This window comes from Streptomyces sp. NPDC001515, from assembly GCF_053597115.1.
In genome coordinates this window covers 63,275-76,266 of sequence record NZ_JBSFHN010000017.1, presented here as the reverse complement: position 1 = coordinate 76,266, position 12,992 = coordinate 63,275, and the positions used below count along the sequence as shown (strand labels likewise).

Genomic DNA, 12,992 nt, shown 5'->3' with positions numbered 1-12,992 from the left:
AGGGGCCCGTACCGGAATCTCCGGAGTACGGGCCCCTCGGTGCTACTTGGCGCGGCCGAGGCCGAGCTGGGCGGCCCAGCCGCCGTCCACGCGCAGCAGTTCGCCGGTGATGTACCCGGAGTCCTCGCCGGCGAGGAAGGAGACCGCGCCGGCCACCTGCTCGGGCGTGGCGAACTCCCGCAGCGGCAGTTGGCGCTTGATGGACCGGCCGCCGTCCTTCTCCAGCAGCCCGCCGATCAGATCGGTGGCGGTGAAGCCGGCGAGGACCGCGTTGACCCGGACCTCGAAGCGGGAGAGCTCGATGGCGGCGGCCCGGGTGAAGGCGTTCACCGCGCCCTTGGACGCGGAGTAGTTGGACTGGCCGACCCAGCCGCCCTCGCCCATGACCGAGGAGATGTTGACGACGTTGCCCTCGCGCTGGGACATGAAGTGGGCGGCCACCGCGCGGGTGCAGTGGTAGACGCCGCCGACGTTGACCTTCAGCACCTCCCACCAGTCCTCGGGCGCCTGGTCGAAGAGCAGCCCGTCGCGGGCCACGCCCGCGTTGTTGACCAGGATGTGCAGTCCGCCGAGGCCGTCCTTCGCCTCGTCCACGAGCCGCTGCGCCTCGTCCGGGTCGGAGACGTCCGCCCGCAGGGCTATCGCCCGGCCGCCGAGCGCGGTGATGTCCTCCACCGTGCGCTCGGCCTCGTCCTTGCGGGAGCGGTAGTTCACGGCGACCGCGGCACCGTCGGCCGCGAGGCGGAGCGCGATGGCCCGCCCGATTCCGCGGGATCCACCGGTGACCAGGGCGGCCCGGCCTTCGAGGCTCATCGAATCGACTCCTTCTCCGAAAGGCGGAATTCAAGGGTCCGGGAATTCCCGAATACGCCCGCCAGGCTATCCAGCGAGGGGGCCGAACAGGGGTCCCGACCACTACCACCTCGGCGGCGGCGGTGTTCCTTTCGGGGTATTCCGTTGTCTCCGCACTCCCTTTCAAGTGGTCCGCCGCCGGTCGCGGGAATTGGCCTGGCCGCCCTTCGAGGCCCGCTGCGAAGCTCCTTTCACCACGACAGCGAAGGGCGGTAAACAGATGAGGAAGAAAGGCAATTCACCTTCCGTCATCGTCGGATACGGACACGCGGGCCGCGATCTGCACCACCGGGCACTGCGCGATCTCACCGGCGGCCGGTCGGCGGTGATCGCCGTCGACCCGCGCCCCGCCGAGGTGGCGGGGGGCACCTGGGTGCCGGACGTACGCGGTGCCGTGGCGGCGCTGTGGGCGGCCGGGCACCGGGCGTCCGACGCCGTCTTCCATGTGGCGGTTCCCCCCGGAGCGCACCGGGACTGCCTGGAGGAGCTGCTGCGCGCCGGCGCCCAGCGCTTCATCCTGGAGAAGCCGATCGCGCACACCGTGCAGGAGGCCGCGCACCTGGTGGAGCTGGTGGAGGCCACCGGGGCCCAGGTGCTGCCGATGAGCGTCTGGCCGGCCAGCCGGGTCACCGAGGCCGCCGAGGAGCTGATCGCGGCCGGGGCGATCGGCACGCCGGTCTCGTACCACATGGAACAGAGCAAGCCCCGCTTCCGCCGGTCGCTGGAGACCCGGGGCCACGGCAGCGCCTTCGAGGTGGAGCTGCCGCACCAGCTGCTGCTGGCGCTGCATCTGGCGGGCCCGGTGGCCGAGGTCACCGAGTCGCGCGGCTGGGACCTGCCGCTGCCCACCGGGCGGCTCGCCCGGCTGGGCGGCGCGGAGGTCGTCCTGCGCCACACCTCCGGGGTCACCACCACCCTGTACACCGATCTGGGCTCGCCGGTGCGCCGCCGCCGGCTGCACGTCCACGGCACCGAGGGCACGCTCGTGGCGGACTACCCGGTCTCCGGGGACGACGACTTCGGCCAGGTCCGCATCGCCGGACGCCCGGTCCACCAGGTCGTCCAGGACGCCCCGCTGACCCGTTTCATCGAGCAGGCCTACGCCCACTTCCGCGGCGAACGCCCCGCCCCGCGCAGCGATCTCGCCCTCCACCTGGAGTCCATGGAACTCCTCGACACCGCACGCGCCGCCGCGTTCGCCGGGGCCGGCGCGCCCCTCCCCCAGGAGGCGGCGTGAGCACCGTCCTGATCATCGAGCCGCGCTCGTCGGGCCTGGAACTGGTCACGCGCGCCCACGAGCTGGGACACACCGTCCTCGTCCTCACCTCCGGCACCGAGCCCGGCGCCGACCCCGGCAAGGCCGACCGGATCGTCACCGCCGACACCCTGGACCGGGCCGCCGCGCTCGACGCCGTCCGCGCGCTGCACGCCGAGTCCCCGCTGGACGCGGTCCTCCCCGGCTTCGAGCACTTCGTCGAACTGGCCGCGCGCGCCGCCGCGATGCTGGGGCTGCCCGGCATCGACCCGGCGGGCGTGGAACCGCTGCGCCACAAGCACCGGATGCGCCGGGCGCTGGACGCGGCCGGGCTCGACCAGCCCCGCTACCGGGCCGTCTCCCACACCCGTTCGGCGGCCACCGCCCACACGGAGCTGGGGCCGGTCTGCGTGGTCAAGCCCGTGGACCAGTCGGGGAGTCTCGGCGTGCGCCGGACCGCGTCGGCGGCGGAGGCGGTCGACGCCTTCCGGGGCGCGCTGCGCGCCGCCCGGGTGCCCGGCGCGCGCGGGGCGGGGCTGGTGCTGGTCGAGGAGTACGTCGAGGGGCCGGAGTACAGCGTCGAGGGGTACGTCGAGGACGGCCGGACGCACATCCTCGGCATCACCGAGAAGATCCTCGGCGCGGAGCCGCACTTCGTCGAGGTCGGGCACATCGTGCCGGCCCGGCTGAAGCCGTCCGTCGCCACCGCCGTCCGCGCCTACATCACCCGGGTGCTGGCCGCCGTCGGCCTCTCCATCGGCCCGTTCCACGCCGAACTGCGGATGTCCGCGCGCGGCCCGCTGCTGATGGAGGTCGCGGCCCGGCTGCCCGGCGACCGCATCCCCGATCTGCTGCGGCTGGCCTGCGGCCACGACCTGTACGAGATCATGCTCCGCTCCTATCTGGGCCTGCCCAACCCCGAACCGGCCGCGCCGCGCACCGGCGCCCGCGCCGGCATCCGCTACTTCCTGCGCCCCGGCCTCACCGCGTACCGGGAGTTCCGCGTCGATCCGCTGCTGGCCTCCGACCCGCGCGTGCGGGAGATAGGCGTCCTGCTGCCCCCGGGCAGTCCGCTGCCCGACCCGGGCAGTTCGTCGGGCCGGCTCGGCTACGTGCTGGCCGCCGGCGACTCGTACCGCGAGACGGCCGGTCTGCTGCGCCGCGCCGAGCACGCCGTCACCTTCAGCTGACCCCCTGTCCGCCCCCGGCCCACGGCCCCCGCACCCCCCGCACCACCGTCCCTGACCCTCCGGAGAACCCGATGAACCGCCATGTCCTGATCATCAACCGCTGGACCAACTCCTTTGCCGAGTACCACCGCTATCTGGACCACACCACCGACCGGATCGCCTATCTCACCACCCCGGCCGGCCGGGCCCCGCTCGACGCGGAGCGGGCCGAGGCGATCAGCGTCCTGCCCGATCTCTCCGACACCGCGGCCGTCCTGGCCGAGACCGCCCGGCTGATCGCCCGGTACGGACCGTTCACCCATGTCCTGGCCCTGTCCGAATTCGATCTGGAGCCCGCCGGCGAGATCCGCCGCCGCTTCGCCATCCCCGGACGCGGCCCCGAGGAGGTCGCCGCCGTCCGCGACAAGGTCGTCATGAAGGGCCTGGTCGCGGCGGCCGGACTGCGGGTGCCCGCCTTCCGGGAGACGCCGACGGCGGCCCTGGTCCGGGAGTTCGCGGCCGACCACGGCTATCCCTTCGTCCTGAAGCCGCGCGCGGGCGCCGACAGCCAGGGCGTGCACGTGGTGCGCTCGGCCGGACAGCTGGACGCGCTGCTGCCCGGCGCCGATCTGGCGGACGCCCAGTGCGAGGAGTTCGTCGACGGGGTGCTCTACCAGATCGACGGCGTCGTCCGGGGCGGGCGGCTGCTCACCTCGCGCGCCTGGCGGTGCGGCGGCAGCTGCCTGGACTTCGCCACCGGCACGGCCTTCAGCTCCGTCGCCAACGACGACCCGGTCTTCGAGGCCCGGGTGACCGCCTTCGCCGAACGCGTCTGCGCGGCCCTGGACCTCACCGACGACGTCTTCCACCTGGAGGTCTTCCGCACCCCGTCGCCCGACGGCGAGGACGGGCTGGTCTTCCTGGAGATCGGCGCACGGGCCGGCGGCGGCCAGGTCCGCTTCGTCTGGGAGGAGGTGTACGGGGTCGATCTCGTCGCCGCCTCCGCGCGGGTGCAGCTCGGCGAGGACCCGGGCGTCCCGCCGATGGACCTGGCCGGGCCGGTCGCGGGCTATCTGATGATGCCGGAACCGCCGGTCCGCCCGGCCGTCGTGGACGCGGTGACCTCCCTGGTGGGGACGGTGCCCGCGCTGTACGGCGAGACGCTGCCGCCGCCCGGCACCGTGCTCAGCGGCAACGGCGGCGCCGTCCACACCGCCGGGACCTTCCGCTTCCGGGCCCGTACCTCCGCCCAGGTGGACGAGGCGATCCGGCGGACGCTGGACGCCTACCGGCTCGACTGGCACCCGCACGAGGAGCGGCGGCCCGTCGCGGCCGGCGTCCGAGGCGTCCCGGAGGTCTCCCATGACCTCGGCTGACCTCCTCGACCGGGCCGGACCCGGCGCGTCCGGGCAGCCGCCCCGGGGGCTCTGGCACCACCGCGACTTCCGCAGGCTGTGGGCCGGGCAGACCGTCTCGCTGCTCGGCTCCCGGGTCACCGAACTGGCCCTGCCCGTCACCGCGATCGTGCTGCTCGACGCGGGCCCGGCCCAGCTGGGGCTGCTCAACAGCGCCCAGTACCTGCCGGTGCTGTGCGTGACGCTGTTCGCCGGGGTGCTGGCCGACCGGGTGCGCCGCCGCCCGCTGCTGATCGCCGCCAACCTGGGGCGGGCCGCGATCCTCACCGCGGTGCCGCTGCTGGCCTGGCTCGGCGGGCTCGGCGTCTGGGCGCTGTGCGCGGTGGCCTTCGCCACCGGGGTCCTCACCGCCCTGTTCGACGTGGCCTACCAGGCGTACGTCCCCTCGCTGGTCGCCAAGGAGCGGCTGGTCGAGGGCAACAGCAAGCTCCAGGCCAGCCGTTCGGTCGCGGAGACCGCCGGGCAGGGCCTCGGCGGCACGCTGATCCAGGTGCTCACCGCGCCCGTGGCGATCCTCGTCGACTGCCTGGGCTATCTCTTCTCGGCCGCGATGCTGCTGCGCATCCGCACCCCGGAACAACCGCCGGCCCGTCCTGAGGGGACCCGTCCCTCGGTGCGCCGGGAGATCGTCGCGGGGCTGCGGATGACGCTCAACAGCCGGCTGCTGCGCGTGATCATGGTGCACGCCTCGCTGTACAACCTGCTCTGGGACGTGGTCCTGGTCGTCTTCCCGCTCTACGGCATCCGGGAGCTGCACCTCGGCCCGGCCGGGCTCGGGGTGATCATCGCGGCCGGCAGCGTCGGGGCGTTCGGCGGGGCGCTGTCCGCCGGGCGGCTCGGGGAGCGCCTCGGCGTCGGCCGGGCCATGGTGGCCGGGATGCTCGTGGCCTCCGCCGCGACCCTGCTGCTGCCGCTGGCCCCCGGCTCGACCACCGGGCAGGTGCTCCTCGGCGCCGGCTACGTCCTCAACGGCTTCGGCATCGCGGTCTTCAACATCCACTCAATCACCCTGCGCCAGGCGACCGTGCCGCCCGAGCTGATCGGCCGGGTCAGCGCCACGTTCCGCTTCCTGACCTGGGCGGTGATCCCGCTGGGCGGGCTGCTCGGCGGACTGCTCGCCGCCGCGGCCGGGCCGCGTGCCGCGCTCGCCCTCACGGCGGGCGGGCTGACCGCCGCCGCGCTGGTCTTCCTCTGCTCGCGCAGCGCGATGCGCTCCTGAGCCGCCGGCCGCGCCCGGGGCCCTCCGGCCCCTGGCAGCATGGTCCCGCCCCCGACCCGCCCCCCGTTCCGGATCCAGGAGGAAACGTGTACATCAAGGTCTGCGGCCTCAGCCGCCCCGAGGACGTGGCCGCCGCCGTCGAGGCCGGTGCCGACGCCGTCGGCTTCGTCCTCACCCCGAGCCCCCGCCGGGTCGGCCCGGACACCGCCCGCGCCCTGGCGGCCCTGGTCCCCGAGGGCATCGCCACCGTCGCGGTGTTCCGGGGCGAACCGCTCGACGAGGTCCGCAAGGCCGCCGCCGAGGCCGGAGTCACCACGGTCCAGCTGCACGGCGACGAGCCCCCGGAGCACTTCGAGGCGCTGCGCGCCGACGGCTTCCGGCTGGTCCGGGCCACCTCTCCGGGCAGCGGGGCACCGCTGGAGACCGGGGCGTACGGCGAGGACCTGCTGATCGTGGACTCGCCCCGGCCCGGCTCCGGGGAGCGCTGGGACCCGGCCGCGCTGGGCGCCGCCCCCACCGGCTCCTGGCTGCTGGCCGGCGGGCTCGGCCCGGACAACGTGGCGGCGGCCGTCAGCGATCTGCGCCCCTGGGGCGTGGACGTCTCCAGCGGGGTCGAGGCCGCCCGGGGGGTGAAGGACCCGGCCCTGATCGCCCGGTTCGTGGCGGCGGCCCGCGCCGCGGGCTGACCCCCGCCTCCCCCGAGGGCGGTGCCTCCTTGAGCGGACGCGCTGTCACCTAAGGCGGATTGAGGGGGCGGCGGTGCGCCGTGCACGATCGGATGGCCGTCTCCCGGACGCGTACGGGCGCACCCGCCATCGGTGCACGGCATCCGTCCACCGCACCCGCCGAACCTTCTGGGGGATCCATGTGGCTGCCCGCTTCCGGGAAGCATCGTGAGTTCATCGAGCGCTATCTGAGCCTGCACGAGCGGTACACATCGGGGCGTCTGACCGAGGAGGAGTGGCGCGCCTGGGCGCGGGGGCAGCTGCGCGAGGTCGTGGCGCTCGCCCAGGACGGCTCGCCGTTCTACGCGAAGCACCTGGCCGGGGTCCGGGCGGAGACCCTGGAACTGGCGGACGTGCGCACCCTGCCCTTCACCACGAAGGACCATCTGCGCACGGCCATGGGCGATGTGCTCAGCCGCGATCTGGACGAGGCGTGCTTCTACTACGAGACCACCGGCACCACCGGCCCGGCCACGCCCTGTCCGCGCGACGCCCGTGAGGTGATCGCCTCCAACGCCCAGGTGACGGAGGGCTGGCGGAACATCTTCGCGGACGTCTTCGGCGAGCGCGCCCCGCGCGTCGGCGTGATGGGCCCCACCGAGGTGCACTCGCTCGGCGACACCCTCGGCGACGTGGCCCGCAACCTCGGCTGCGCCGTCGCGAAGATCTGGCCCTACTCCCCCGTCATCGGCTTCCCCAAGGCCCTCCAGCTGATGCGGGACCTCGCGCTCGACGTGGTGTTCTGCACCCCGAACGTGGCGCTCTCGCTGGCCGCCGCCGCCCGCGCCGAGGGACTGGACCCGCGCCGGGACTTCGCCGTGAAGGTCTTCCTCGTCACCGGCGAGATGTGCACGCCGGACCTGGCCCGCCAGATCGACCAGGCGTGGGGCGCGCGGACCTACAACGCGCTCTACGGCTCCCAGGAGACGCTGGTCGTCGCCTCGGCCTGCGCCCGGGGCCGGCTCCACCTGGCGCAACCCAACTACCTGGCCGAGCTGGTCGATCCGGACACCGGGGCGCCGCTGGGCGACCGGGGCACCGGCGAACTGGTCGTCACCATGCTCATCGACGGCATCAAGCCGCTGATCCGCTACCGCACCGGCGATCTCGTCCACCTCGCGGACAACGACTGCGGCTGCGGCATCCGGGGCCCGGTGGTCCGGGTCGTCGGCCGCACCCGGGACCGGATCGTCCTCGGCGGGCACAGCTTCCAGGCCTGGCAGATCGAGCAGGCCGTCCTCCGCCGCATCGACCACAGCCTCGGCTACCAGGTCGTCATCGACCGGGACGGACACGGCGAGGACATCGTCACCGTCCGCCTCGACCTGCCCGGCGGGGCCGAACCGGGGCTGGAGGCCGCGCACGCCGCGCGGGTCGCCGACGCGCTCGGGGTCCGCTGCCGGGTGGAGCTGCCCGAGGCGCTGGACCCGGTCACCACCACGGGCGCCTTCGTCAGCTGGAAGGCCGCGCGCATCCACGACCGGCGCACCGCCGTCGACCACGAGACGGCCGCCGCCCGCCGGCTCGCCGGGGCCCGGGGGCACCGGTCATGACCGAGCCCCTGCTGCGCACCCTCGGCCTCGATTCGGACGCCGACACCACCCCGTTCCCGATCCTGTGGGAACCGGCCCGCATACCCCACTCACCGCTGCTGCGCCCCGGCATCCTGCGGGTCGGCACGCTCGGTCCCCGGGGCACCACCTCGATGGTCGCGCTGGACCGGCTCGGCTACCGGCTCAACCATCTGGGCGGACCGGACGTGCACGCGGTGCCCTACGACTCCTTCGAGGAGCTGCTGGCCGCCGTGAGCAGCGGCGGCGGCCCCGCCTACGCCCTGGTGCCCGCCGCCGCCGAATGCGCGACCCGCTTCTTCTGGTCGCCCCGGCTGCGGCTGGACGCCACCTTCTCCACCCCCACGCCCGAATACGGCATCGCCGCCCGGCCGCCGGGGCTGCGGGAGGGCATCCTGCGCCTCGCCACCCTGCACGAGACCCGGCGCCTGGTCGAACTGCTCGACGGGGCGGAGGGCGGCCGGGGCGGCTACGACATCGCCTGGGTGCCCGCCGAGTCCACGATCCACGCGGCCCAGCTGGTCGCGGAGGGGCGCGCGGACGCGGCCATCACCAACGAGCCGGGCCGGGCCGCGCACCGGCTGAGCTTCCAGGTCTCGCGGCCCGGCGTCCCCATGGTGTGGCTGATCTTCGGGCCCGCCGTCCTCCCCCGTCCGTCCGCCGTCCCGGGAGCCCACCGTGACCACTGAGCGCCGACTCCTGCTGCACGACGTCACCGTCCAGGAGGGGCTGGGCCGCGCCTCGCTGCCCGCCCGCTCCGTGCTGGTCTCCGGCGAGCGCGTCGAGGCCGTGCTGCCGGCCGGAGAGGCGCCCGCCGAGGGCGATTTCGCCCGCTGGGAGCTGGGCGGGGCCACGGTGCTGCCCGGCATGACGCTGGGCCACACCCACATCGCGTACGTGAACGTCACCACCGGGCGCGAGACCCTGTTCAAGTACCGGGTGCCCGAGGTCGCGCTGCACGCCGGGGCGCACGCGGCGGGGCTGCTGGACTGCGGCTACACCGCGTTCGTCGGGGCCGGTTCGGTCGCCGGGATCGACATGGCGCTGAAGAACGCCATCGAGGCCGGGGCGATCCCGGGGCCGCGCATCACGCCGTGCAGCCGGGACCTGATGGTCTCGGGGCCGCCCGGCCGCCGCTCGCCGGAGCTGAAGGAGCGCATGCCGCGCGAGCTGATGCCCGTGGTGGACGTGCTGGGCGATCTGGTGAAGTACACCGAGGAGGAGATCGACGAGGGCGCGGAGATCATCAAGGTCTTCTCCTCGGGCGACGACACCTTCCCCAACGCCCGTTCCGACGAACTCCTGTTCACCCGCGAGGAGCTGGCCACGGTCGTGGAGACCGCGCACCGGCGCGGGGCCCGGGTGCGGGCGCACTCGCGCGGTCTGGAGGGCATCCGCAACGCGCTGGCGGCCGGGGTCGACGTGATCGACCACGCCACGTACGCGGACGACCGGGCGCTGGAGCAGATCGCGGAGCGCGGGATCTTCGTGGTGCCGAGCCTCTTCCAGCCGGACCGTCTCCTCGCGCTCGGCGAGCGCTTCGGCAAGGCCCCGGACTATCTGGAGTCCCTGGACTTCCGGGACGAGATCGAGAACACCCTGCGCTTCCTGCCGAGGGCCGAGGAGCTGGGGCTGAAGATCGTCCCGGGCGACGACTTCGGTTTCGCCTGGACCCCGCACGGCACGTACGCGGACGAGCTGGTGATGTACGGGGAGCGCGCCGGGATAGCGCCCGAGACGGTCCTCAAGTGGGCCTGCGCCAACGGTGCGGAGCTGGCCGGGCGCGGGGCGGACGCCGGGGTGGTGGCCCCGGGGCGGCTGGCCGATCTGGTGGTCTGGGACCGCGATCCGGCGGCCGACCTCACCGTCCTCCAGGACCGGTCCGCGCTGCGCACGGTGCTCATCGGCGGGCGCCATGTGGCCGGGCCGGTGGCGCCGCCGGCCGGCTGAGGCCGCGCCGCCGGGCCGTCCGCGTTCCGGGCCGGGCCGTTCATCCCGCGGGGGTGAGCAGCCCGGCCCGTTCGTTGCGGGGCAGCGACAGCAGCCGGGCGGTGTCGCCGCGTCCGTTGTGCGGCAGGAGCAGGATGCGCAGCAGGTCGATCATGCGGTCCATGAGCCCGCGCGCGGCGGCCAGACCCTCGGTGTCCTCGCCGGGCGCGAACTGGTCGTGCACGAAGGCGGGGAAGCCGCTGCCCGGCACGATCATCCGGTTGAGCAGGATGTTGTCGATGAGCTGCCCGTACACCCGGTCGTGGCTGTAGCGGCGGCCGGTGACGACCGCGCCGGCCACCTTGTTGGCGAGCGGCCGGTCGAACCGCAGATGGCCGACCCCGGCCCGCTCGATGAAGTTCTGCATGGCCCCGGCCAGGCCGAAGCCGTGCACGGGGGCCGCGTAGAGCACCCCGTCGGCCCGGATCAGCCGGTCCACCAGGGCGGGCACGTCGTCGTCCTGGGCGCAGGGCAGCGTGCGGACGTTGCAGTCGCCGCACGGGCCGCAGGGCCCGATGTCGTATTCGGCGAGCGGGATCACATCGAGGTGCACCCCGTGCTCGGCCGCCTGAGCGGCCAGCATGCGCAGCACCCGGGCGGTGAGTCCGTCGGGGCGTTCCGATCCGTTGAGGGCGGCTATCGACGCCCACGGGCCGCGGTCGACCATGGCGGTATCCCTTCGAGGAAGTTGCTGAGGAAGGCGGACCCGGTCCGGGTGGTGATGGACTCGGGGTGGAACTGGACGCCCTGGACGGGCAGTTCGCGGTGGCGCAGCCCCATCACGCAGCCGTCCTCGCGGGCCCGTGCGGTGGCCTCCAGGGCCGGGGGCAGCGGGTCGGCGACGGCGAGCGAGTGGTAGCGGGTGACCTCGGTGCCGTCGGCGAGGCCGGTGAAGACGCCGGTGCCGTCGTGGTCGAGGCGGCTGGTCTTGCCGTGCACGGTGCGGGCCGCGCGCTCGATCCGGCCGCCGTAGGCCAGTCCGATGGCCTGGTGGCCCAGGCAGATGCCGAGCACCGGGACCCGTCCGGCGAAGTGCCGCACCAGCTCCGGATGGCCGGAGTCGGCCGGGTGTCCGGGGCCGGGGCCGAGCACCACGGCGTCGGGGCGGCGGGCGGCCAGTTCGGCGGGGGTGTGCGCGAGGGCGGTGACGACGTCCGTCCGGGCGCCCAGCTCGCGCAGGTAGTGGTCGATGATGTGGACGAAGCTGTCCCGCGCGTCGACGAGCAGGATCCTCATGCGGCCGGCTCCTCACCGGTCAGGGCGGTGTACACGGCGCCCATCTTGATCAGCGTCTCGCGCCATTCGCCCTCGGCCGAGGAGTCGGCGACGACCCCGGCGGACGCCTGGAGGGCGTAGGACCCGCTCGCGGGGTCGTGGACGGCGGTGCGGATGCACAGGGCGAGCGTCGCGGCCCGGCCGCGTACGTCGATGAGGCCCAGCGCGCCGGCGTAGGCGCCTCGCGGCCGGCCCTCGATCTCCTGGATCAGCTCCATGGCGCGCACCTTGGGCGCCCCGGTCATGGTGCCCGCGGGGAAGGTGGCGCGCAGCGCGGACCAGACGTCCTCGCCCTCGGCCAGCTCGCCCCGGACGGTGGAGACCAGGTGGTGGACGTGGGCGAAGTGCTCGACGGCCATCATCCGTTCGACGGCGAGGCTGCCGGGGACGCAGACCCGGGCCACGTCGTTGCGGCAGAGGTCGACGAGCATGATGTGCTCGGCGCGCTCCTTCTCGTCGGCGCGCAGCGCCTCCACCCGGCGGGCGTCCTCGGCGGGGTCGACGGACCGCGCGGCGGTCCCGGCGATGGGCCGCATGGCCAGGGTCCGGCCCTCGATCCGCAGCAGCAGCTCGGGGCTGGCCCCGATCAGGGTGCGCCCGGCCCACGGCACCAGGTACATGTACGGCGAGGGGTTGCCGGCCCGGAGCCTGCGGTAGGCGTCGACGGGGTCCAGCGGGGTGGTCACCTCGATGCGGTGGCCGATCTGGATCTGGTAGACGTCGCCGGCCCGGATGTGCTCCAGGCAGCGCTCAACGCGCGCGGTGAACTCCTCGCGGCGTACGGTGCCGCGCACGGCGTGCGCCCGGGGAGCCGGCGGCAGGGGGCCCGGATCGCCGTCGGGCAGGGAGCGCACCAGCGCGGTCAGATCGTCGCCCAGCAGCCCGCGCTCCCCGAACTCAGGTGCACGCGCCAGGAGTTGGTGCTGCTCGCCGGTCTCCAGGTCGTAGGTGACGACGTACCGGAAGAGGGTGAGGGTGATCTCCGGGTCGTGGCCGGGGGCGAGCGGCGGCAGCTCTTCGAGGTGCCAGGCGGCCTCGTAGCCGAGGACCGCGAGGAAGCCGAAGGCGTGGCGGTCGGGGGGCACGTCGGTGTCCACGGCGAAGGCGCCGTTCAGCCCGTCCAGCAGGGCGCGCACGCTGCCCGCGCCGCGCGCGGCGAGCGGGCTCAGCCGCTCCACCAGCTCCGGCACCCCGTCCAGGGCGACGTTCCCCTCCCGGACCGTGAACCGGGCCAGGGCCTCGGCGCCGACGGCGGCGACCCGGCAGTCCTCGTCGGGACCGGCCAGGCTCTCGAAGAGGAAGACCTGGTCCTCGCCGAGCAGCCGGCGCAGCGCGGTGCCCAGGGCGAGCGGGGTGTGCGGTGGCAGCGGGGTCCGCTCCACGGTCACCCGCAGCGGTGCGGGGACCGCCCGGGGCGGGGCGGCGGGCTCGACTGCGGTCATGGTCATCGTGGGCGGTCTCTTTCCGGTGCGTGGGTCCGTCAGCGGCGTACCGCCAGCCAACCAATCGCACCGGTGCGCCC

Annotated in this window: 12 protein-coding genes; 8 read left to right on the top strand and 4 right to left on the bottom strand. The window is 74.4% G+C overall.

The features are described 5' to 3' along the window. Nucleotides 1-42: 42 nt before the first annotated feature. The gene (locus ACWCXC_RS19350; RefSeq protein WP_450682569.1) at nucleotides 43-813 is read right to left on the bottom strand and encodes a 3-oxoacyl-ACP reductase family protein; all 771 of its coding nucleotides are present in this window, start codon (nucleotides 811-813) and stop codon (nucleotides 43-45) included. 259 nt (nucleotides 814-1,072) lie between these two features. Here ACWCXC_RS19350 and ACWCXC_RS19345 point away from each other — a divergent pair, with 259 nt between their 5' ends. The 8 genes from ACWCXC_RS19345 to ACWCXC_RS19310 all read left to right on the top strand — a co-directional run bounded on the left by ACWCXC_RS19345 (nucleotide 1,073) and on the right by ACWCXC_RS19310 (nucleotide 10,156). Beyond that, nucleotides 1,073-2,089: a Gfo/Idh/MocA family protein gene (locus ACWCXC_RS19345; protein ID WP_450890039.1), complete on the top strand. Its 1,017-nt coding sequence runs from the start codon at nucleotides 1,073-1,075 to the stop codon at nucleotides 2,087-2,089. Beyond that, complete coding sequence (locus tag ACWCXC_RS19340) at nucleotides 2,086-3,297, top strand: ATP-grasp domain-containing protein (RefSeq protein ID WP_450890038.1); 1,212 nt, start codon at nucleotides 2,086-2,088, stop codon at nucleotides 3,295-3,297. The genes ACWCXC_RS19345 and ACWCXC_RS19340 overlap by 4 nt, the downstream gene beginning before the upstream one ends. Nucleotides 3,298-3,368: 71 nt before the next feature. Next, entirely contained in the window at nucleotides 3,369-4,652 is a 1,284-nt protein-coding gene (locus tag ACWCXC_RS19335) for an ATP-grasp domain-containing protein (protein ID WP_450682566.1), read from the top strand. Further along, on the top strand, nucleotides 4,639-5,910 hold the full coding sequence (locus ACWCXC_RS19330; protein WP_450682565.1) for an MFS transporter: 1,272 nt from the start codon (nucleotides 4,639-4,641) through the stop codon (nucleotides 5,908-5,910). Before ACWCXC_RS19335 ends, ACWCXC_RS19330 begins: the two co-directional genes overlap by 14 nt. Before the next feature lie 86 nt (nucleotides 5,911-5,996). After that, the gene (locus tag ACWCXC_RS19325) at nucleotides 5,997-6,596 is read left to right on the top strand and encodes a phosphoribosylanthranilate isomerase (RefSeq protein WP_450682564.1); all 600 of its coding nucleotides are present in this window, start codon (nucleotides 5,997-5,999) and stop codon (nucleotides 6,594-6,596) included. 179 nt (nucleotides 6,597-6,775) lie between these two features. Then, nucleotides 6,776-8,188: a phenylacetate--CoA ligase family protein gene (locus ACWCXC_RS19320; RefSeq protein WP_450890037.1), complete on the top strand. Its 1,413-nt coding sequence runs from the start codon at nucleotides 6,776-6,778 to the stop codon at nucleotides 8,186-8,188. Next, nucleotides 8,185-8,895 (top strand): hypothetical protein, encoded by a 711-nt coding sequence (locus ACWCXC_RS19315; protein WP_450682562.1) that lies wholly within the window; start codon nucleotides 8,185-8,187, stop codon nucleotides 8,893-8,895. The genes ACWCXC_RS19320 and ACWCXC_RS19315 overlap by 4 nt, the downstream gene beginning before the upstream one ends. Next, nucleotides 8,885-10,156 carry an amidohydrolase family protein gene (locus tag ACWCXC_RS19310; protein WP_450890036.1) on the top strand — a complete coding sequence of 424 codons (1,272 nt, stop codon included), beginning with the start codon at nucleotides 8,885-8,887 and terminating at the stop codon, nucleotides 10,154-10,156. The genes ACWCXC_RS19315 and ACWCXC_RS19310 overlap by 11 nt, the downstream gene beginning before the upstream one ends. A gap of 40 nt (nucleotides 10,157-10,196) precedes the next feature. On the opposite strand, the gene ACWCXC_RS19305 is transcribed toward ACWCXC_RS19310, so the two are convergent. The 3 genes from ACWCXC_RS19305 to ACWCXC_RS19295 are packed head-to-tail and all read right to left on the bottom strand — an operon-like array spanning nucleotide 10,197 to nucleotide 12,918. Beyond that, on the bottom strand, nucleotides 10,197-10,862 hold the full coding sequence (locus ACWCXC_RS19305; RefSeq protein ID WP_450682560.1) for a flavodoxin family protein: 666 nt from the start codon (nucleotides 10,860-10,862) through the stop codon (nucleotides 10,197-10,199). Next, nucleotides 10,832-11,431: an anthranilate synthase component II gene (locus ACWCXC_RS19300; RefSeq protein WP_450890035.1), complete on the bottom strand. Its 600-nt coding sequence runs from the start codon at nucleotides 11,429-11,431 to the stop codon at nucleotides 10,832-10,834. The genes ACWCXC_RS19305 and ACWCXC_RS19300 overlap by 31 nt, the downstream gene beginning before the upstream one ends. Then, nucleotides 11,428-12,918, bottom strand: coding sequence for an anthranilate synthase component I family protein (locus ACWCXC_RS19295; protein ID WP_450890034.1), 1,491 nt, complete (start codon nucleotides 12,916-12,918; stop codon nucleotides 11,428-11,430). Before ACWCXC_RS19295 ends, ACWCXC_RS19300 begins: the two co-directional genes overlap by 4 nt. Nucleotides 12,919-12,992: the final 74 nt, after the last annotated feature.

Coding starts and splice junctions, on each gene's coding strand:
- ACWCXC_RS19350 (WP_450682569.1), bottom strand. CDS start 813: ATGAGCCTCGAAGGCCGGGCCGCCCTGGTCACCGGTGGATCCCGCGGA.
- ACWCXC_RS19295 (WP_450890034.1), bottom strand. CDS start 12,918: ATGACCATGACCGCAGTCGAGCCCGCCGCCCCGCCCCGGGCGGTCCCC.
- ACWCXC_RS19345 (WP_450890039.1), top strand. CDS start 1,073: ATGAGGAAGAAAGGCAATTCACCTTCCGTCATCGTCGGATACGGACAC.
- ACWCXC_RS19305 (WP_450682560.1), bottom strand. CDS start 10,862: ATGGTCGACCGCGGCCCGTGGGCGTCGATAGCCGCCCTCAACGGATCG.
- ACWCXC_RS19320 (WP_450890037.1), top strand. CDS start 6,776: ATGTGGCTGCCCGCTTCCGGGAAGCATCGTGAGTTCATCGAGCGCTAT.
- ACWCXC_RS19315 (WP_450682562.1), top strand. CDS start 8,185: ATGACCGAGCCCCTGCTGCGCACCCTCGGCCTCGATTCGGACGCCGAC.
- ACWCXC_RS19300 (WP_450890035.1), bottom strand. CDS start 11,431: ATGAGGATCCTGCTCGTCGACGCGCGGGACAGCTTCGTCCACATCATC.
- ACWCXC_RS19330 (WP_450682565.1), top strand. CDS start 4,639: ATGACCTCGGCTGACCTCCTCGACCGGGCCGGACCCGGCGCGTCCGGG.
- ACWCXC_RS19335 (WP_450682566.1), top strand. CDS start 3,369: ATGAACCGCCATGTCCTGATCATCAACCGCTGGACCAACTCCTTTGCC.